This window comes from Microbulbifer agarilyticus, from assembly GCF_001999945.1.
In the GTDB taxonomy this organism is placed as follows: domain Bacteria; phylum Pseudomonadota; class Gammaproteobacteria; order Pseudomonadales; family Cellvibrionaceae; genus Microbulbifer; species Microbulbifer agarilyticus_A.
This window is the reverse complement of sequence record NZ_CP019650.1, coordinates 850927-871995: the sequence shown is the minus strand read 5'-3', so window position 1 is coordinate 871995 and position 21069 is coordinate 850927. Positions and strand designations below refer to the sequence as shown.

The window sequence follows — 21069 nt, the reverse complement described above, 5'->3', positions numbered from 1 at the left end:
AACCTCCAGAATCTCAATGTTTCGCGGTACTTGGGAAGTCGCCGCGATGGTTTTTATACAGTATTTCTTGAACGAAAAAGCTCCGCCAAATGGCAGAGCTTTTCATTTGCACCGCCGGTGAAAGCGGTGCTATTGGCTCGGTAATCAGCCCTGCAGGCGCACTACACGCTGGTGCAACTCTTGCAAGCTGCGTACCTTGTGCGGCTCAGCAATTTGCAGAGCCATGGCCATGGCGCGTGCTGCAGCCAAGGTCGTGGTGTAACAAACCTGGTGGTTTTCCGCACTGCGACGGATGTCGGCGGAATCCCGGATGGCCTGACGACCTTCGGTGGTATTCACTACCAGCGCAATCTCGTCGTTTTTGATCATATCGACGATATGCGGGCGTCCTTCGCTCATCTTGTTCACAGTTTTAACGGGAATATCCGCTTCTTGCAAGACCTTCGCGGTGCCGCGAGTGGCAACCAGTTCGAAGCTGAGGCTCGCCAGCTCGCGCGCCACCTCGACCACACCCTGCTTATCCACATCACGTACGGAGATGAACACCTTGCCGGATTCCGGCAGTGCATCGCCGGCACCGATAAGACCCTTGTCGAAGGCTTCGGCGAAGCTCTCGCCCACACCCATCACCTCACCGGTCGATTTCATTTCCGGGCCGAGGATCGGGTCCACTTTCGGGAACTTGTTGAACGGGAATACTGACTCTTTCACAGAGTAGTAATCCGGCACGATTTCCTGGGTGAAACCCTGGTCTGCGAGGCTGATACCGGCCTGACAGCGTGCGGCGATCTTGGCCAGGGAAGTGCCGATACACTTGGATACAAACGGTACGGTACGGGACGCGCGTGGGTTCACTTCGATCACGTAGATCTCGCCGTCCTGGTACGCCAGCTGGGTGTTCATCAGGCCAACTACGCCCAGTTCGCGGGCCATGGCTTTGACCTGCTCGCGCATCTTGTCCTGCACGTCGGCCGGCAGGCTGTACGGCGGCAGGGAGCAAGCGGAGTCACCGGAGTGCACGCCACACTGCTCGATGTGCTGCATGATCGCGCCGATGACCACATCTTTACCGTCGGAAACCGCATCGATGTCCACCTCGATGGCGGAGTGCAGGAAGTGGTCCAGCAGTACCGGCGCATCGTCGGATACTTCTACCGCTTCCTTCATGTAGGTCTTGAGTTCGTCTTCCTTGTAGACGATCTCCATCGCGCGGCCGCCCAGTACGTAGGAAGGACGCACCACCAGCGGGTAACCTACTTCCTTGGCGCGCTGAATAGCTTCGAACTCGGAGCGCACGATGGCGTTCTGCGGCTGCTTGAGGCCCAGGCGCATGATCATCTGCTGGAAGCGCTCGCGGTCTTCCGCGCGGTCGATCTGCTCAGGAGTGGTACCGATAATCGGCACGCCTTCGGCAGCCAGGTAGCGCGCCAAGTTCAGCGGGGTCTGGCCGCCAAACTGTACGATCACGCCCACCGGTTTTTCTTTGCGCACGATTTCCAGCACGTCTTCCAGGGTTACCGGCTCGAAGTACAGACGGTCGGAAGTGTCGTAGTCGGTGGATACAGTCTCCGGGTTACAGTTGACCATGATGGTCTCGTAACCGTCTTCGCGCATTGCCAGCGCTGCGTGTACACAGCAGTAGTCAAACTCGATGCCTTGGCCGATACGGTTTGGACCGCCGCCGAGCACCATAATTTTCTTCTTGTCCGAAGGTGCCGCTTCACACTCTTCGTCGTAGGTGGAGTACATGTACGCGGTGCTGGTGGCAAATTCCGCCGCACAGGTATCTACACGCTTGAAGGCAGGGAACACGCCCATCTTGTGGCGGAACTCGCGCACGGTCTTCTGGCTCACACCCAGCAGGTCGGCCAGGCGACGGTCGGAGAAGCCTTTGCGCTTCAGGAAGCGCATCGTCTGCGCGTCGAGGGCAGAGGTCGGCATGGACTTCAGCGGTTCTTCGATATCCATCAGTTCCTTGATCTGCACCAGGAACCAGGGATCGATGCCGGAGAGTTCGTACACCTCTTCGATGGTCATGCCCACACGGAAGGCATCACCCACATACCAGATGCGCTCGGCGCCCGGTACGGACAGTTCGCGACGCAGGCGCTCCATGGAGCCCACTTCTGCCGGGTCGATCTTCGGTTCAAAACCGAAGGAACCCACTTCCAGGCCGCGCAGGGCTTTCTGCATCGACTCTTGGAAGTTACGGCCGATGGCCATCACTTCACCCACGGATTTCATCTGGGTGGTCAGGCGCGCATCTGCTTCACCGAATTTCTCGAAGGTGAAGCGCGGAATCTTGGTCACAACGTAGTCGATGGACGGCTCGAAAGACGCCGGGGTAGCACCACCGGTGATGTCGTTCTGCAGCTCGTCGAGGGTGTAACCCACTGCCAGCTTGGCCGCGACCTTGGCGATCGGGAAGCCAGTGGCCTTGGAAGCCAGTGCGGAGGAGCGAGATACCCGCGGGTTCATCTCGATCACCACCATACGGCCGGTTTTCGGGTCCATACCGAACTGTACGTTAGAGCCACCGGTTTCCACGCCGATCTCACGCAATACCGCGATGGATGCGTTACGCATCAGCTGGTATTCCTTATCGGTCAGGGTTTGCGCCGGCGCTACGGTGATGGAGTCACCGGTGTGTACGCCCATCGGGTCAAAGTTTTCGATCGCACAGACGATGATGCAGTTGTCGTTTTTGTCACGCACAACTTCCATCTCGTACTCTTTCCAGCCGAGCAGAGATTCGTCGATCAGTAGCTCGTTGGTCGGAGACAGGTCGAGACCACGCTTACAGATCTCTTCGAATTCCGGCCAGTTGTAGGCCACACCACCACCGGAACCGCCCATGGTGAAGGACGGACGGATGATGACCGGAAAACCAAACTCTTCCGGTACCTTCTTGGCCTCGTCCATGCTGTGAACGATCTTGGCACGCGGGGTTTCCAGGCCGATGGCCTTCATCGCCTTGTCGAACAGGTTGCGGTCTTCCGCTTTTTCGATGGCATTTTTGTCGGCACCGATCAGCTCACAGCCAAATTCTTTCAGCACGCCGTTCTCGTCCAACGCCAGCGCACAGTTCAGCGCGGTTTGGCCGCCCATGGTGGGCAGGATCGCGTCCGGACGCTCTTTTTCAATGATCTTGGCAACGGTCTTCCACTCGACCGGCTCGATGTAGGTAGCATCAGCCATGGCCGGGTCGGTCATGATGGTGGCCGGGTTGGAGTTCACCAGGATCACCGGTAACCCTCTTCGCGCAGGGCCTTACAGGCCTGGGCGCCGGAGTAGTCAAATTCACAGGCCTGACCGATGACAATCGGGCCCGCGCCGATGATCAGAATGCTTTTAATGTCTGTGCGTTTTGGCATCTTTCTTCCGAATCTAGCCGGCCGCAGCCGGTGGATAAAATTCTGGTCTTGCATCGCAGGGGCCCGTTAAAGCCCCTGCCGTGAAAGCGGCGCTTAGCGGCGCGCTTCCATCATCTCGATAAACTGGTCGAACAGCGGCGCCACATCGTGTGGGCCTGGGCTCGCTTCCGGGTGGCCCTGGAAGCTGAACGCCGGCTTGTCGGTCAGGCGAATACCCTGCAGGGTGCCGTCGAACAAAGACTTGTGGGTGATTTCCACATTCTCCGGCAGGGTGTCCATATCCACCGCAAAACCGTGGTTCTGTGCGGTGATCATCACCTTGGTGCTATTCAGGTCCTGTACCGGGTGGTTACCACCGTGGTGGCCAAATTTCATTTTTGCGGTCTTAGCGCCAACCGCCAGGCCCAGCAGCTGGTGACCCAGGCAGATGCCGTAAGTCGGCAGGCTGGTGTCGAGGATCTCTTTGATCGCTTTGATCGCGTAATCACACGGCTCGGGGTCACCGGGGCCGTTGGACAGGAAGACACCGTCGGGATTCATCGCCAGCACTTCGGAGGCCGGGGTTTCTGCCGGTACCACGGTGATACTGCAGCCGCGATCTACCAGCATGCGCAGGATATTGCGCTTCACGCCGAAGTCGTATGCCACAACCTTGTAGGGTTGCGCCGCCGGCGCCGGCTTATGCCCCTGACCCAGTTCCCAGGTACCTTCGTTGAAGTCGTACTGCTCTTTGGTGGAAACCACTTTGGCCAGGTCCATGCCTTTCAGGCCGGCAAATTCCTGAGCCTTCTTCAGGGCTTCCGCCTCGTCAATACTCTCACCTTCCGGAGCACCCGCAATGATGCAGCCGCTCTGCGCACCCTTGTCGCGCAGGATGCGGGTCAGGCGGCGGGTATCAATATCGGCGATACCGACGATATTGCGCGCCTTCAGATAATCTTCCAGAGACTGTTCGTTACGGAAGCTGGAAGCCAGCAGCGGCAGATCGCGGATCACCAGACCGGCAGACCAGATCTCGGCACACTCTTCGTCTTCAGAGTTGGTACCGGTATTGCCGATATGCGGATAAGTCAGGGTAACGATCTGACGGGCGTAGGATGGATCGGTCAGGATTTCCTGATAACCGGTCATGGAGGTATTGAAGACTACCTCACCAACAGTTGAGCCTTCGGCGCCAATAGCGCGACCGCGGAAGACACTGCCATCGGCGAGCACCAGCAGTGCCGGGGTGGTGCTGGGCATCAAGGATTCCGGCGTGGGAACAGCGTTGTTCAATTCAATCTCCAGTCGTCAGAACAGCTTGCGGGCGGGTTGAGAGGGCGCACATTTCAGTGCCACAACAGGCGAAGTTTCAGCTGCAACTTTTTACCCTGTGCCCTTTATAAAAAAGCGAGATGAAACTTTTGCTTCATCTCGCTTATTTATAGAGTTCTTCACGGGCGCTCACTGAGGCTTTCACCTTGGCTCTCACGGTTTGGCCGGCAACCAGCTCGATGGTTTGGTGGGCGAGAATTAACCGCCAACACCGGCGCAATTTTTGGCAGGAAAGCCACGGGCTCAGCGGCCATTATGGCGCGAGCAACTACTGTGGGGCCTCTCCAAGCCGGGCGCAGATTCTACGGGAAAACGGTGTTGTCCGCTAGTACAAATTTACGCCACAACAAAAAATCCATAGTGCCAACGAAAAACCCATAGTGCCGCCGCATTTGGGGCCACTTGGACTCCAGTGACGACTAATTCACTTCGCGTGTCAGGCGGAACAGGCTGTCGCCCATCTTGAGTTCGGCGCGATCGAGGCGCGTCTTATTCAACTGCAGCGACATGTTGGCGCCACTGCCGGCAAACTCCACCATGCCCCCCAGCTGATTAAAGCGGCTGACATCGCTCACCGTCAGCACGGGGAAGAACTCGAGGGCGCCCACCGCCTTGGCCACAGGCTCCAGGCCCAACTCACTGCCCATCACCATAATCTGGCAACGCCGTGCGCGCATGGTCTCACCGTCGTTAACAGTCTCCAGCGCAACCATACGCCCCTGGATACGGTGGCGATGAAAACGTGCAGTCAGCGCAGGTACCAGCGCCTCATCGCCCATCACACAGATGCGGAAAGGCGCGTTGGAGCCGTTAAAGACCTCGATGGGCCATTGGAAGTGGTGGGCGAAGTGGACGATATAGTCGACCATTACCTTGCGCCCGAGATCGGTGTCCGAGAGCTGCTCGGCAGCGGAAGGCGCCGCCGTAATCACCCCCAGAACCAGCAACAAGCCCACAACACTACGTCGCCACCCAATGGACTTGGATCGGCGCGAGTGATGAAAGGCTGACTTCAACATGACTAGGGGTCACCAAAACAAAGATTTCCCCACACTGTGGACGTACAACGCGGGCTCACCCAAAGGGTAGTATCCGCAGACAGCGCTCACCATCGCTGCAGCGCGAGGTGAGCGCCAAAAAGTACTTGGTGGCAATACCGGATCAAGCGCTATCGGACGTCCCGACAATGGCCGGTTTCCACTTCAGCGCCTTTTCAATCGACAGAATCATCGACCCCGCAACATCCTTGCGGGTGGCACTCTCAATGCCTTCGAGGCCCGGCGAAGAGTTTACCTCCAGCAGCAGCGGCCCCTTCTTGGAACGGATGATATCCACGCCGGCCACCTTCAAACCCAACACCTTGGCTGCTTTGATGGCCAACCGGCGCTCCTCAGGCAATACCTTTACAACGGACGCGGTACCACCCTGGTGGATATTGGCACGGAACTCCCCGGGCGCAGCCTCGCGCTGAATCGCCGCGATCACCTTGCCGTCGACCACAAACAAACGCAGGTCCTTGCCCTGTGCCTCACGGATAAACTCCTGCACCAGCAGGTTGGCCTTCAGCGACTTGAACGCGTTGATTACCGACTCCGCCGCCTTGCGCGTCTCCGCCAGTACCACGCCCCGCCCCTGAGTGCCCTCCAGTAACTTCACGATCAGCGGGGCGCCGCCCACCATATCGATCAATTCATTGGTATCACTCGGCGAGTTGGCGAAACCGGAAATCGGAATATTCAGCCCACCTTCCTGTAACAGCTGCAGTGAATAGAGCTTGTCGCGGGACTGGCTGATGGACTGGGCACCGTTAAGTGCGTACACCCCCATACTTTCGAAGTGACGGGTCAATGCACAACCGTAAAACGTTTGGCTCGGCCGAATACGCGGAATAACGGCATCCAGGCTATTGAGAATGCGGCCATCCCGGTAATGCACTTCTGGCTCGGCAGAATCCAGCTTCATGTAGCACTGGCGAATATTCAAGAAGGTCATGCGGTGACCGCGCTCCGCGCCCGCTTCCATGATTCGCTGGTTACTGTATAGATCCGGGTTTGACGCGAGCACGCCGATACGCAGCCCCGTGCCAGCCATATGCTGCTCGTCGTGGTAGACCTCCGCCAATTGGCCCGGCGGAATATCACCGAGACAAAAACTTTCCGATGGATCGACCAGCATGCGCCCCATCATCGCCTCGCGGCCGAGCAGCATGCGGTAGCCCATGGAGTCACGGTTGGTGAGGGTCAGCTCCACATCCCAGACACTGCCGCCAATACTGATAGCGGTCTTGATAACCAGGCGCTTCTCGCTTTCTCCCGAAGAACTGCGCACCGTGCGCCGATCCAGTACCCGGGCCTCACAGCGAACGCTCGGGCGGCGCTGACCTTGCAGGGGGTGCGCCTCAAAGCTCACCCATGGTTCGCCATCGCGATTGAATGGCTGGATGTTATAAGCGTGCAAACTCGAGGTTTTGGCCCCAGAGTCCACCCGTGCCTTGATCGCCGGGATACCTAGCCCCGGAAAGGCACACCATTCTTCACTACCAACAATGACTTTGTTGTCCAAGCAAAACGCTCTCCCAAAAGTGCGCCCAAGTTATTTGAGCGCCAATACGTCACGCATATCATATTGCCCGGCATCGCGTCCGATTAACCAGATCGCTGCGCGGACCGCACCACGGGCAAACGCCAGACGGCTGCTTGCCTTGTGGGTAATTTCAATTCGTTCACCATCGGCGAGGAAAGACACCGTGTGCTCGCCCACTACATCGCCGCCGCGCACCGTGGCAAAGCCAATAGTTTCGCGCTCGCGCGCGCCGGTCTGCCCCTCGCGGCCGTACACCGCCACCTTGGACAGATCGCGTCCGAGGGTATCGGCAATCACCTCACCCATGCTGAGCGCGGTACCTGAGGGTGCATCCACCTTGTGACGGTGGTGCGCCTCGACGATTTCGATATCTACGTCGTCGCCCAGTACCCGCGCAGCGGTTTCCAGTAAGTTAAAGCACAGATTCACACCGGTGGAAAAATTGGTGGCGAAGCACAGTGGCGTCTTATCCCCGGCACTCAGCATCTGCGCGCGCTCTTCCGCGGTAAACCCGGTGGTACCGATCACGATGGCCTTGCCGTGTTCAGCACAGTAGGCGGCGTTATCCAGCGTCGCTTGCGGAGAGGTGAAATCGATCAGCACATCAAACTCGGCCTTCTCCAGGCTGTCCACGATTGCCAGGCCATTGCGCCCGAGCCCTGCGACCTCACCCGCGTCCGCCCCCACCAGGCTGGAGCCCGGGCGCACAATGGCACCGCTCAGCTTGGCCTTGCCTTCCTGCTCGGCAAACGACACCGCCTCCGCCAGTACCCGGCCCATACGGCCGCCAAATCCTGTAATCGCAATATTTACTGTGGTACCTGCTGACATGATCCCTGTAACTCTCCTGTTTTTACGGCGGGGCGAAAACCGCGGATTCTACTCCGGTTTAGGCTCCGGGCAATACTGAATAATCTGTGCCACGACCAATAACAGCAACTTTCGCCTACTGACTCCCGGGTACGCCTTGCGGCACGGCATTCCTCTACTAGGCTTTTAGTAACCTGTCGATTGGAGCGCCACTCATGCCCCGTAAGTCTCACCACCCCTTCCTGTCATCACTGTGCGCCGCGCTGGTGGCTCTTCTGCTATTTGCTCTGGTTTCAACGGGTGAAGCGACCGACAAGACCTCACCTCCTGATGAGGCAACCGACTACGTGCCACCCACCGATGTAGAAAGTTCTGACTTCTGGGAGAAGTACGATGACATCGCTGACTGGACCACGTTGCGGCTTAAGCTAACACCGCAGCAGGAGGAGAAAGTACTACCAATACTAGAGAAAAGCTTCGAGCTGCAACTTTCCATTCTGCAAGATTACGGAATTGGTGAAGGAAAAATCCCGACGCTCACTCGGGAACAGAGAGAAACACTGGACGCAAAGATAATCGCAGCGCGTGCCGCCACACGGGTTGAAATGATCAAGCTACTCAACGAAGAACAACTGGAAGTACTCAAGCAAATTCAGCAGGAATTTCACCAGGAGTTCCGCAAACAATTGGACAAAAACACCTCGGGATAGCGCCTCTGGACACAAAAAAGCCCGGGCATCACTACCCGGGCTTTCCGCGTGAGAGGCACCACTAGAGCCACCCCTCTCTCTTACATATTGTACTTAATCCGAATACCCGCTGTGCGCTGATTCGTCATAAAGCGCAGGTTGAGGTTCGGCGACATAATCGCCTTTGTGGAAACAATCTCATTGGTAATGTTGTTGATAAACCCTTCCACACGAACATTCGGCTCATCGAAGTGTCGTGCAGCCACAAGATTGAACAGGGTATACCCCTCCACCTCATCGAAATAGCCATCGCCGGAACCTACCGAACCATTAATTGGTGTCATATCCAGGCTGGTAGGATTCCCTTCGCTGTCGAACCCTTGCGAGTTAAACGCAGACAGATAGTAATCCGAGCGCGAGCTTGAGCTCAGGGTGAAGTCATACTGACCGTTCTGCACCGGGAACACGCCACTGACGAACATGTTCAGGTTTACATCAGAAGAAAATGGCATCTTGTTACCACTGATATCCACATTCGGATTGGCACCCCAGCCTTGGCGGTAGTCACTGATTTCCGCCTTGGTCAATTCCGCATCGAGGAACAGCAAGTTGCCGCCGATATGCCAGTTGTCGTTGATATGCCAGGTTGAAGAAAGCTCCAAGCCGGTAATCGACGCTTCACCAACATTGCGACGCTGAGCCGAAGTGGGCGGCGGCTGATCATCCACCACCGGGCCGACGGCCACCAACTGCGTCATTACATAGTCGGTGTAGTCGTAGTAAAAGGCGGAAGCATTAAACGTAATGTTCTCGAATTCGTTTTTCGCACCCACTTCATACATCACCAATTTTTCTGGCGAGAAGGCATTCGAAAGCATCTCCCCCTGAACGATGATGGTATCGTTGAAGCCGCCGGATTTGTGGCCGGTAGAAATATTGCCGTATACCAGACTGCTATCGTTCAGGTCCCACTCGTAGCCGAGACGGTAGTCAACAAAGCTATCTTCATAGTATCCATCCTGCTGTGTCAGGGTGGTACCGTTCAGGCTCAATGAAGCCGCCGGACAAGCACTGGTATCCTCACCAAGGCACTGCGCAAAGACGTCATCCAGGTTGTCAGAATCGCCCCAGCGCTCAACGGCCGCAGACATAAAGGCAGCCACATCGTTCACATCGCTGATGTCTGGCACCGTGTAATCTCCGCGGTTGCCATTAAACGGGTCGTACTGGAAGCCTTGCGTGGCCCAGCGTAAAGATTGCGTGCCCGTGCTCCAGTCCGGCTGCAGCGGTGCGGCAAAACCGTAGTTACCCGCGACGCCCCAGCGGGACTTTTCCTCGTCGGTTGAGCGGATGCCTGCTGTAAGGCGCGATTCGTCATTCAGGTGATAGGTCGCCTCCGCATAAAAAGCGAGAGATTCACCCTGCACGTCCGGCATTGCGTATTCCGTAGCGGAATAGCAACAGAAACTGTTGTCCGCAGTGGAAAGCAGGAGCGACTGCTGGTCTTCATCAAAGAAGAACACACCCGCTGCCCACTCGAAGGTGTCGCCAGAAGAGGAAAGACGCAACTCGTGTGTTTGCGATTCAGACTGTGTAATCCACCATAAGCCGCCAAAATTGTCGAAGCTACCCAGCTCAACGCCGGGGTAGAAAACACCATCGTTTGCGGCATTGGTTTGACGGAAATCGACTTCGCGGCTGCTCCCCATATACTCGGCCGTTACGCCGCCGAAATCGTATTGCACCTGTACCATGAAGCCGTCGTGGCTGGAGTCCACTTCACCCTGCCACGCACGGAAGATTCCTGTTTGGGCATCATCACCCAGATCTGAAACATCGTAACCGTTGTCCAGCGCGGGGAAATAGTTTAACCCCGGGTACCCGGTGCCACCCTCACTGGTGCTGTCATACACGGCATATACGCTGAGTGCATCACTCGGCTCCCACAGCGCAGACAGGCGCAATGATTGCTCGTCGATTGCGCCCGCAGGTTCAAGGCCCGGCTGGCCGGCATTCTCATATTGGGAATCCTGCTTGCGCATGAAGCCCGCGGCACGCACTGCGAGCGTGTCTGTCAGCGGCATGTTCGCCATCAATTCATAGCGCTGCAGCGCATCGCCGCCCGCCTCAAGTAGTGCAGAGGTGTAGAAACCATCCATATTGGGGCGATTGGCCACAATATTCATGGTGCCACCTACCGCATTGCGTCCGCGCGTGGTGCCCTGCGGCCCTTTGTTCACTTCCACGCGAGAGATGTCGTAAAACATCGCACCGATGCCGCGTGCGCGCGGCAAATAGACACCATTCAGCAAGTTGGCAACAGAGGCGTCGATCAGTTCGGTGTTGTCTGCTGAACCCACACCGCGAATAGATACGTTTACGTTACCTTCCTGGTTGCTGATCACCGCACCGGGAATCACGTTTTGCAACGCGGTGAAATCGGCACCCACACCCATGGCATCAAGCGCCTGCTGGTCGAATGCCTGAACCGCGCCGGCTACATCCTGAATTTTCTGTTCCTTACGGTTTACCGTCACCACGATCTCTTCAATCGCACCTTGTTCTTCCGCAACCTCTTCCTGGGCACTTGCCGAAACACCTTGTATTGCGCAGGCGATCGCAACAGGAAGCATCATCCTTTTATATGCTTGCTTTCTCATTATCGTTATCTCTCATTGTTATCATTAAATAGATGGCCGATCTCCTCTTCGGCCGTGGATTTTTTTCAAATCCCCATCTCCCTCTCACCACAACGGGAAATTCATTACGTCTGAACCAGCGCAGTTCCGCTTGACCGGTTCTAGCTAACTCATTTAATCAAGCCTGACTGCGTTTCAAATTGGCCACAGCGTGGTAAGCGCTTTTGCGTTCGCCATCCCGGTTGAATAACAACGGATAGTTCGTACGTCCGCGGACCGGCCAATCGTTTTTCCATGACTCACCATCGACCGTGCCCCACATGGAAACGCGCTCGATGTCATCACGATATTTCAGGAATAGGCGGAAAAGTTGCTCGTAGCGACGCGCCAGCTGGTCGGCAACTTTTTGTGGTAAACCATCGGCGAATGGATTCAACGCATCGGAATAGGCAAAGCTTTTCGAAATCTCTGCGCCCATGTATTCATAAGCCTTGGGTAATACATCTACATCCAACTCGGTGATATGAACGCGCAACCCCGCACGGGCATACGCCTGGATACTGCGCTCCAATTCAGCAATTGACGGATCTTCCAGATGCACGTGTGCCTGCATACCAACGCCATGAATTGGCACGCCCTGACGACGAAACCGGGTTAATTGCTGCAGGATAAAGTCCCGCTTTTCGGGAATATGCATGCTGTAGTCGTTGTACAGCAGGTGCGCTGCCGGATCTGCCTCATGGGCAACCTCAAAGGCCCGCGGAAAATAGGCGCCATCGGTCAGCGTGTGCCAGTGGCTTTTTCGCCAGACGTTGCCTTCATCGACAGCTTCGTTGACTACATCCCATACCTGAACGCGGCCTTTATAACGGTCCATCACGTGTTGGATATGCTCAGACATCCGTGCCAGTGTTGCCGAAGCTGTTAGCGGTGCACCGCTGGCATCGCGAAACACGGCATCCGGCACCTGGGAATGCCAAACCAATACATGGCCAATCACCTGCATTCCCGCCGCCTCACCTGTCTGGACCAGGCGGTCGGCTTTCTGCCAATCCCACTCGGTCAACGTCGGCCGAAGCAATTCCCATTTCATGGCGTTTTCCGCGGTTATCGCACTGAACTCCTTCTGCACCAGCGAAACCAGCTCGGGACTGCTGCCGGAGAGGCTGCGATTAGAGAGTGCGGTGCCAACGCGAAAATCACTGGCAAACAGATCGCGCAAGTTGTTTGCGGAGCGACTACCCAACGTCGCTCCGGCAAAGGCCGCTCCCGCCAGCGCCATTAATGCGGCAGAGGAGGACAGAAAGGCTCTTCGGTTGTAATTCTTCATCCTGGAAAATCGCTCTAACTTATTGTTTTTGATTGCTAATTCTACGCTGGGCGGCAACCTGCAGCACTTCCATTAGGGGCTCGCTCTCCCCGACAACTGCTGTCTCGCGCTTATCCACGACCCGCATATCGCGTATCCGGTCGCTTCTAGAAACTTTATTAAAATCTTGTTGTAGTCGTTTTGACTATTAGACTTATATTTAAAAACAACACATCACTTGTCAAGAGAAAATCTCAAAAAGTTTTTTTGACTATTAGCCCTGTTGATCCCAACAAAAACGATGTTATAGTCATTTCGACTATAAAAAGAAGTAGGGGCCCATCTCAAGGTGGCCCCTACTCATAAGGAGCGTTCAGCGATGCAGGGTTCAACAATTGGCCTGAAAGAAAAGGTGGGCTATGGCCTAGGCGACACAGCCAGCAATATTGTCTTTCAGGTCGTGGTCAATTTCCTTTTGATGTTCTACACCGACGTGTTCGGGATTTCCGCGGCCGCTGCGGGCACCCTGCTATTGGTCGTTCGGCTCTTTGATGGCATCACCGACCCATTAATGGGAGGTATCGCAGACCGCACACGCACCCGCTGGGGGAGCTACCGTCCTTACCTGTTATTACTGGCCCTACCTTACGGCGCCCTGGCGATCCTCGCGTTTTCCACTCCAGACCTGGGAGCCCAGGGAAAGCTGATCTACGCCTACGTGACCTACCTGTTACTGATGACGGTGTATACCGCAATCAATATTCCCTACTCAGCCCTTGGCGGGGTGATTTCTTCGGATGTCAGAGAGCGCACTTCGGTACAAACCTATCGGTTCGCGATGGCCATGGTTGGTGGGGTATTGGTATCCGCGGCCATGTTGCCGCTGGTGGATTTTTTCGGCCAGGGAGACAAGGCCCGGGGGTTCCAGTTGAGTGTTGCGGCACTGGCGGGAGTTGCATGCCTGTGCTTCTTCATTTGCTTCGCCACCACTCGAGAGCGTGTGACGGTATCGCAACCTAGTGGCGCACGCAGTATCGGTCGGGATTTTTTGAACTTGTTTCAAAACCATCAGTGGAACCTGATCGCGGCCAGTACGTTTCTCCTGTTGGTACTGGTGGCCATGCGCGGTGCGGTTACCCCATTCTATGTGCAGTACTTCTTCGGCATGCCGAATTGGATCGGCACCTTTATCACCGTGGGGATGCTGGCCGGTGTTGCCGGCGCACTGGCGACCAATGTACTCATTCGCCGCTACTGCAAAGTACAACTCTTTCGCTGGGCTCTCGCCGTAAATATCGCCTGCCATCTGTTCCTCTTACCCTTGGATGGCAATCAGTTCTGGTGGGCATTGACGCTGTCGCTCATCGCCAATTTTGTCCACATGATCACCATTCCTCTGCTGTTCTCGATGGTTGCCGACACGGTTGATGACGGTAACCGGCAAGGACTCGGTCAAAGCATGGCAATGGGTTACTCCGGTCATCTCATGGCCCTGAAGCTCGGCCTGGCCGTCGGCGGCGCCTGTGCAGGATGGCTTTTGGCGGCGTTTGGATACGTCCCCAATGTGGAGCAAAGCCCACTCGCCCTAACAGGCATATTGGTTATTTATGCCGGTGGCCCGGTGCTGTGCGGCCTCGGTGCCTGGTGGCTAATGCGCCACTACCGATTAACAAGCAGCGTCATTGAAAACGCTATCTCTTCACAACGGGAAGCAACTTCCCAGCCAACACTTTCCCAAGCAAGTGGTACCTAATAATGCCAAGCAATCCTATTTTAAAAGGCTTTAATCCTGACCCTTCCATCGTACGCGTGGGGGATGATTACTACATAGCGACATCCACCTTCGAATGGTACCCAGGTGTGCAGATTCACCACTCTCGTGACCTGATCAACTGGACGCTGATGGCCCGCCCACTGAACCGTGCGGCCTTGCTGGATATGCGCGGCAATCCGGATTCCTGCGGTGTCTGGGCGCCCTGCCTTTCCTATAGCGACGGGTTGTTTCACCTGATCTACAGCAATGTCCGGCGCTTCGAGGGTGACTACAAGGATGTGGATAATTTCCTCACCACCTGCGAAACAATTGACGGCGAGTGGTCTGACCCGGTGTATCTGAATAGCAGCGGCTTTGACCCATCGATGTTCCATGACGACGACGGCAAAAAATGGTTGCTGAATATGGTGTGGGACCACCGCCCCGGGAAAAATCGTTTCGCCGGGATTCTGCTGCAAGAGTATGACGCTCAGCAGAAACGTCTAATAGGCACACCGCAGAATATTTTCCTCGGTACTGAAGCCGGCCTTACTGAAGCACCCCACCTCTATCGCAGAAATGGTTACTACTATTTGCTTACGGCGGAAGGCGGCACAGGCTATGAACACCGAATGACATTTGCACGCGCCAAAGAGATCACCGGCCCCTATGAGGTGGACCCCAACGGGTATTTCGTCACGGCAGTGGATCATCCGGAATTGCCCCTACAGCGCTGTGGGCACGGTGATATTGTCGAAACACCTTCTGGTGAAGTCTTTGCGGTCTTCCTGTGCGGGCGCCCACTCCCCGAGATTCGTCGTTGCCCGTTGGGTAGGGAAACCGCCCTGCAGCGTGCGGAGTGGGGCTCGGACGGCTGGCTCCGTCTCAGCCATGGTGGTAGCTACGCCGAAGAGGAATTTGCAGAGCCAGATCTCGAAATGGGCGAGCAATCTGCTGAAGCTACAACTACATTTGATGAATTCAATTCCGCACAGCTGCCGATGCACTATCAGTGGCTGCGCACGCCGTTCCCGGAATCGTTCATGAGTCTGGAAGAACGCCCGGGCTATTTACGCCTGCGTGGCAAACGCTCCATTGGTAACCACTTTGAACAGGCCCTTATCGCACGGCGACAGGAGCACTGGTGTTTCAGTGCCAGTACCAGTGTGGAGTTTGCGCCGGAAAACTATCAGCAGATGGCCGGACTGGTGTGCTATTACAACGCACACAAATTCCACTACCTATACATTTCCCACAGTGAAGAGCACGGACGACACCTGGCAATCATGAGTTGCCTTGGCGACCCCAGCGAAGCACTGCACTTCCCCCTGTCGGGAACCGAGGAAGAAGTCATTTCTATTCCCGAAGGCACGCCCATTCATTTACGCAGCGATGTGAACGAAGCCGAACTTACCTTCTACTGGTCTGCGGATGGTGAAAACTGGCAAGCCGTTGGCGCGAGCCTGGACCACAGCATCGTCTCAGACGAGGCAGGGAAAGGGGAAGGAGCCAGCTTTACCGGCGCGTTTGTGGGCATGTGTTGTCAGGACATTTCCGGCACGAGCAAGCCGGCCGACTTTGCATATTTTAAGTATCAGGCTCGATAGTCTTTAGACCTCCCGAAGAGCCTAACCTTTGTCCGGGTAGTTGTGCCTGCCCGGACTTTTTTATACCTCGAAAACAAAACCCTGTTCGGTCAGTTCCCGATATACCTTGCGGTCAAAACGGTATAGCGTGGCAGCTCGATGGGTAACCCCAGACTGCTTTTCTTCCGTTGCCATCAGCAGGTTCATTTTCATCATCTTGCGGCGGAAATTCGGCTTATCCAGAACCACATCAAGCACCGCCTCATAGAGCCTTTGCAGCTCATAAAGCGTGAATTTTTTCGGCAACAGATTGAAACCGATCGGCTCGTGGCGAACTTTATGTTTCAGATGACGCAGACCATAAGCAAGAATGGTTTTGTGATCGAAAATCAGTGGCGGTACTTTTTTCACCGGGAACCACTGCGCATCGAGCTCTGATGCGCCGACGACCAATTGATAGTCCTCGGGACGAATAAGCGCGTAATACGCGGTGGTGATAATACGCGTTTCCGGATAGCGATTCAGATCGCTGAAGGTATGTAATTGCTCGAGAAATATATTTCGTACGCCGGCGCGGTCGAGTAACACACGACTGGCAGCCTGCTCCAGTGTTTCACCTTGCTGTAACCAGTCACCAGGCAAGCCCCACTTGCCAGCACTACTCCCTTCACCGTGCTTGACCAGCAGCACCTTCAACTCGCCGTCGTCGCATCCGAAAATGACATTATCCACAGTAAGGATATGACTGGCTTCTGCATGCTGGCGGCTTGCAGGGACTTTCTTAGCGGTTTTTGTTGCCATCTGGAGTTCTGAACCGGAAACACATGGAGCAAAAAGTCTACAGGGGAACTTCCCTGCAAGTCCATGTCAGGGCGACAACACAAACAAAAAAGCCCCGCTATTGCGGGGCTTTCTGTAACCAATCCGGGCCAGGTCACACTGGCAGGAATCAGGCTGGTAAAAATCAGAGCTTCATATCACCAAAGAAGTTCTTCACCCCTTCAAACCAACCGGTCTGACGCGGGGAGTTTTTCTTCTCGCTCAAAGTACTGGCGAACTCTTCTAACAGTTCTTTTTGCTTGCTGGACAGGTTAATCGGGGTTTCCACCACAACACGGCACAGCAGGTCGCCCGGGGAACCACCGCGCACCGGGGTAACACCCTTGCCACGCAGACGGAACAGCTTGCCTGTCTGGCTTTCTGCCGGGATCTTCAGTTTGACCTTGCCATCCAGGGTAGGTACTTCCATTTCACCGCCGAGGGCCGCAGTGGCAAAACTAATGGGTACTTCGCAGTACAGGTTTTTGCCATCGCGCTGGAACAACTCGTGTTCGCGCACCATCACCTGTACATACAGGTCACCGGCGGGGCCGCCGTCTGGCCCGGCCTCACCCTCGCCGGCGAGGCGAATACGATCACCGGAATCCACACCCGGCGGTACCTTGACCGACAGGGTTTTGGTTTCTTCGATACGACCACGACCGTGACAGTCGGTGCAGGGGTCGGTAATGACCGTGCCGCGTCCGCGACAATTGGGGCAGGTTTGCTGTACAGAGAAAAAGCCCTGCTGCATACGCACCTGACCGGCGCCACCACAGGTGCCACAGGTCTGGGGCTGGGTACCCGGCTTGGCACCGGAACCGTGGCAGGTGCCACAGTTGGTCAGGGTCGGGACCTTGATCTTGACGGTGGTGCCGCGCACCGCGTCTTCCAGGTCCAGGTCCAGGTCGTAGCGCAGGTCGGAACCGCGCGCCGGACCACGACGGCCGCCACCACCGGCGGCGCCACCAAAGATATCGCCAAACACATCACCGAAGATATCGGAGAAGCCGCCGAAGCCACCGGCACCGGCGCCCGCCTGACCATCGACTCCGGCGTGACCGAACTGGTCATAGGCCGCCTTCTTCTGAGGGTCGGACAGGATCTCGTAGGCCTCATTGGCCTCCTTGAACTTGTTTTCCGCCTCTTTATCGTCGGGGTTGCGGTCCGGGTGAAATTTCATCGCCACCCGGCGGTAAGCCTTTTTCAGCTCCTTATCATCGGCGCCTTTGCTGACGCCGAGGACTTCGTAGTAATCGCGTTTGGACATAGCTCTGTGTGTTCTGTTTCAACTGCTTTTTAGGCACGCCTTAAAACGGCGCAAGGCGCGAAGCCCGGTTCTGATGACCGAACGTCCGCGCCTCTGAAGGCGTAAGCTTCAGGACGCCGCCGGAATCCCAGCGGCGGCTGTATCTTACTTGTCTTCTTTCTTGTCGTCTTTTACTTCTTCGAACTCTGCGTCCACTGCGTCGTCACCACCGGACTGGGCTTGCTCGCCCTGCGGCTGTTCGGCACCCGCTTCGCCGGCCTGTGCCTGCGCCTGCTCCGCGTACATCTTCTGTGCAACCGGGCCAGACGCTTCGGTCAGCTTGGTGGTCGCCGCTTCCATGGCGGCCTTGTCGTTGCCTTTCACGGCTTCTTCGGCTTCGGTCAGCGCGGCTTCGATGGCGGTCTTCTCGTCCGCAGTCACCTTGTCACCGGCCTCTTCCAGCGTCTTCTTGGTGGCAGAGATCAGACCGTCGAGGGTGTTGCGCGCGGTTACCAGCTCTTCGAACTGCTTATCCGCTTCGGCATTGGCCTCGGCATCCTGAACCATTTTTTCGATCTCATCATCGGACAGACCGGAGGAGGCCTTGATCACGATGGACTGCTCTTTGCCAGTCGCCTTGTCTTTGGCGTGCACGTGCAGAATGCCGTTGGCATCGATATCGAAGGTTACTTCGATCTGCGGCATGCCGCGCGGCGCCGGCGGGATGTCAGCCAGGTCGAAACGGCCCAGGGACTTGTTCTGTGCCGCCTGCTTACGCTCACCCTGAACTACGTGAATGGTCACTGCAGTCTGGTTGTCGTCGGCGGTAGAGAACACCTGAGACTTCTTGGTCGGGATAGTGGTGTTCTTTTCGATCAGCGGAGTCGCCACGCCACCCATGGTTTCGATACCCAGGGTCAGCGGGGTTACGTCCAGCAGCAGTACGTCTTTCACGTCGCCGCCCAGTACCGCACCCTGAATCGCTGCGCCAACGGCAACGGCTTCATCCGGGTTGACGTCTTTACGCGGCTCTTTACCGAAGAACTCGGTTACCTTGGACTGAACCAGTGGCATACGGGTCTGACCGCCTACCAGAATCACTTCGTCGATGCCGGATGCGGACATGTCGGCGTCGGCCAGTGCGGTCTTAACCGGCTCCAGGGAGCGCGCAACCAGTTCTTCTACCAGGCTTTCCAGCTTGGCGCGGGTCAGTTTTACAACCAGGTGCTTAGGACCGGTAGCGTCTGCGGTGATGTACGGCAGATTCACTTCGGTCTGCTGGCTGGAAGACAGCTCGATCTTGGCTTTTTCGGCAGCTTCTTTCAGACGCTGCATGGCCAGGGGATCACCTTTCAGGTCGATGCCCTGCTCTTTCTTGAACTCTTCCGCGAGGTAGTCGATCAGGCGCAGGTCGAAGTCTTCACCGCCGAGGAAGGTGTCACCGTTGGTGGACAGTACTTCAAACTGCTTTTCACCGTCGACGTCGGCGATTTCGATGATGGAGATATCGAAGGTACCACCACCCAGGTCGTATACGGCGATGGTGCGGTCACCACCGGCTTTGTCCATACCGTATGCCAGTGCGGCTGCGGTCGGCTCGTTGATGATGCGCTTAACGTCCAGACCGGCAATGCGGCCGGCGTCTTTGGTCGCCTGGCGCTGGGAGTCATTGAAGTAGGCCGGTACGGTAATTACTGCCGCATCGACGGTCTCGCCCAGGAAGTCCTCGGCGGTTTTCTTCATCTTCTTCAGTACTTCGGCAGAGATCTGCGGCGGCGCTTTCTTGTCGCCCTTCGCTTCTACCCAGGCGTCGCCGTTTTCGGCTTCAACGATGGAGTAAGGCACCATTTTGATGTCTTTCTGCACAACGTCGTCTTTGAACTTACGGCCGATCAGACGCTTCACCGCGAACAGGGTGTTGGTCGGGTTGGTTACCGCCTGACGCTTGGCAGACTGGCCTACCAGTACTTCGTTGTCATCGGTGAAGGCAACGATGGAAGGGGTGGTGCGATCGCCCTCGGCGTTCTCAATAACGCGGGCCTTGTCGCCGTCCAGGACTGCCACACAGCTGTTGGTAGTACCCAGGTCGATGCCGATAATTTTTCCCATGGATCTAATTCCTCACTTTGCTGCGCGCCGGTTTTACGCGATTTTCAGTCACCGGCGCTGCACGTTTGTATTCGGTTGCTGCTTATATTGGTGCCGCCTTTCACATTTCAAGGGCGGCCGCTAAATCAAGGTGCCTTGGAGACGACGACCATTGCCGGGCGCAACAGGCGACCGTTCAGGCGATAGCCTTTCTGAAACACGTCCAACACGGTATTGGGCTCCACATCGCCATTCGGGATCTGGGTCATGGCCTGGTGCAGTTCCGGGTCGAAGGGCTCGCCGGCCGGGTCGATTAGTTCCATACCGGACTTGGTCAGGGTGTCGATAAAGGATTTCTGGGTCAGCTCGATACCTTCGCGTACCGCCTTTTGCGCTTCGTCGTCCTTGTCGATGGTGGCGAGGGCTCGCTCCAGGTTATCCACAACCGGCAGCAGGTCCTTCAGCAGTTTTTCCTGGCCGAACTTGTGGGCTTTTTCCACATCCTGCTGGGCGCGGCGGCGGGCATTCTGCACCTCGGCCTGGGCGCGCATCACCATGTCTTTGTGGTCCGATAGCTGCTGATGGAGGGAGGCGATCTCCTCATCCTGCGCATTTTCTGCAGTCAGCGCCTCTTCCGCGGCGTGCTGCTCTTCAGCGCTCGGGTTTTCTACTTCGACGGCGTTTTCTGCCGCCTGATCACCAGTGTCGATCTGCTCTTCTTCGCTGCGCTCTTTGGCCACTGCTCTCTCCGTCTGTGTCCTGCGGTCAACTGCCCGTTCGTCAACGGCACAGCTGGGTGTTCAAAAGAAAGAACCCGCTCTACAGGGCCGTTCGATACCGGCCCGTCGCGGGTGAG

At 56.4% G+C, this 21069-nt stretch carries 13 protein-coding genes and 2 pseudogenes; 3 read left to right on the top strand and 12 right to left on the bottom strand.

Annotated features, from left to right (window positions below; genetic code table 11):
• Positions 1 to 144: 144 nt before the first annotated feature.
• From carB to dapB, 6 genes and pseudogenes are all read right to left on the bottom strand, one after another.
• Positions 145 to 3374, bottom strand: a pseudogene (gene carB, locus Mag101_RS03600) (carbamoyl-phosphate synthase large subunit).
• A gap of 93 nt (positions 3375 to 3467) precedes the next feature.
• Entirely contained in the window at positions 3468 to 4616 is a 1149-nt protein-coding gene (gene carA / locus Mag101_RS03595) for a glutamine-hydrolyzing carbamoyl-phosphate synthase small subunit (protein ID WP_077400925.1), read from the bottom strand.
• Positions 4617 to 5107: 491 nt separating this feature from the next.
• On the bottom strand, positions 5108 to 5707 hold the full coding sequence (locus Mag101_RS03590) for a YfiR family protein (RefSeq protein ID WP_232325121.1): 600 nt from the start codon (positions 5705 to 5707) through the stop codon (positions 5108 to 5110).
• 142 nt (positions 5708 to 5849) lie between these two features.
• Entirely contained in the window at positions 5850 to 6764 is a 915-nt protein-coding gene (gene rimK / locus Mag101_RS03585; protein WP_232325194.1) for a 30S ribosomal protein S6--L-glutamate ligase, read from the bottom strand.
• 132 nt (positions 6765 to 6896) lie between these two features.
• A pseudogene (locus tag Mag101_RS18100) lies at positions 6897 to 7250 on the bottom strand (ATP-dependent zinc protease); the annotation flags it as partial.
• Between the two features lie 30 nt (positions 7251 to 7280).
• Complete coding sequence (dapB, locus tag Mag101_RS03580; protein WP_077400919.1) at positions 7281 to 8102, bottom strand: 4-hydroxy-tetrahydrodipicolinate reductase; 822 nt, start codon at positions 8100 to 8102, stop codon at positions 7281 to 7283.
• A gap of 194 nt (positions 8103 to 8296) precedes the next feature.
• Here dapB and Mag101_RS03575 point away from each other — a divergent pair, with 194 nt between their 5' ends.
• Complete coding sequence (locus tag Mag101_RS03575) at positions 8297 to 8791, top strand: hypothetical protein (protein WP_077400916.1); 495 nt, start codon at positions 8297 to 8299, stop codon at positions 8789 to 8791.
• Between the two features lie 80 nt (positions 8792 to 8871).
• On the opposite strand, the gene Mag101_RS03570 is transcribed toward Mag101_RS03575, so the two are convergent.
• Both Mag101_RS03570 and Mag101_RS03565 read right to left on the bottom strand, forming a co-directional pair.
• Complete coding sequence (locus Mag101_RS03570; RefSeq protein ID WP_198040079.1) at positions 8872 to 11406, bottom strand: TonB-dependent receptor; 2535 nt, start codon at positions 11404 to 11406, stop codon at positions 8872 to 8874.
• A gap of 181 nt (positions 11407 to 11587) precedes the next feature.
• The gene (locus Mag101_RS03565; protein ID WP_077400910.1) at positions 11588 to 12739 is read right to left on the bottom strand and encodes an endo-1,4-beta-xylanase; all 1152 of its coding nucleotides are present in this window, start codon (positions 12737 to 12739) and stop codon (positions 11588 to 11590) included.
• Between the two features lie 358 nt (positions 12740 to 13097).
• Between Mag101_RS03565 and Mag101_RS03560 the strand changes: the two genes are divergently transcribed.
• Entirely contained in the window at positions 13098 to 14471 is a 1374-nt protein-coding gene (locus Mag101_RS03560; RefSeq protein WP_077400906.1) for a glycoside-pentoside-hexuronide (GPH):cation symporter, read from the top strand.
• Positions 14472 to 14473: 2 nt separating this feature from the next.
• A complete protein-coding gene (locus Mag101_RS03555) occupies positions 14474 to 16078 on the top strand; it encodes a glycoside hydrolase family 43 protein (protein WP_077400902.1) in 1605 nt (534 codons plus the stop codon).
• Positions 16079 to 16138: 60 nt separating this feature from the next.
• On the opposite strand, the gene Mag101_RS03550 is transcribed toward Mag101_RS03555, so the two are convergent.
• The 4 genes from Mag101_RS03550 to grpE form a co-directional block, all read right to left on the bottom strand.
• Positions 16139 to 16858: an NUDIX hydrolase gene (locus tag Mag101_RS03550; protein WP_077400899.1), complete on the bottom strand. Its 720-nt coding sequence runs from the start codon at positions 16856 to 16858 to the stop codon at positions 16139 to 16141.
• A gap of 163 nt (positions 16859 to 17021) precedes the next feature.
• Positions 17022 to 18146: a molecular chaperone DnaJ gene (gene dnaJ, locus Mag101_RS03545; protein ID WP_077400896.1), complete on the bottom strand. Its 1125-nt coding sequence runs from the start codon at positions 18144 to 18146 to the stop codon at positions 17022 to 17024.
• A gap of 144 nt (positions 18147 to 18290) precedes the next feature.
• Positions 18291 to 20234: a molecular chaperone DnaK gene (dnaK, locus tag Mag101_RS03540; protein ID WP_077400893.1), complete on the bottom strand. Its 1944-nt coding sequence runs from the start codon at positions 20232 to 20234 to the stop codon at positions 18291 to 18293.
• Between the two features lie 125 nt (positions 20235 to 20359).
• Positions 20360 to 20953, bottom strand: coding sequence for a nucleotide exchange factor GrpE (gene grpE / locus Mag101_RS03535; protein WP_077400890.1), 594 nt, complete (start codon positions 20951 to 20953; stop codon positions 20360 to 20362).
• Positions 20954 to 21069 lie beyond the last annotated feature (116 nt).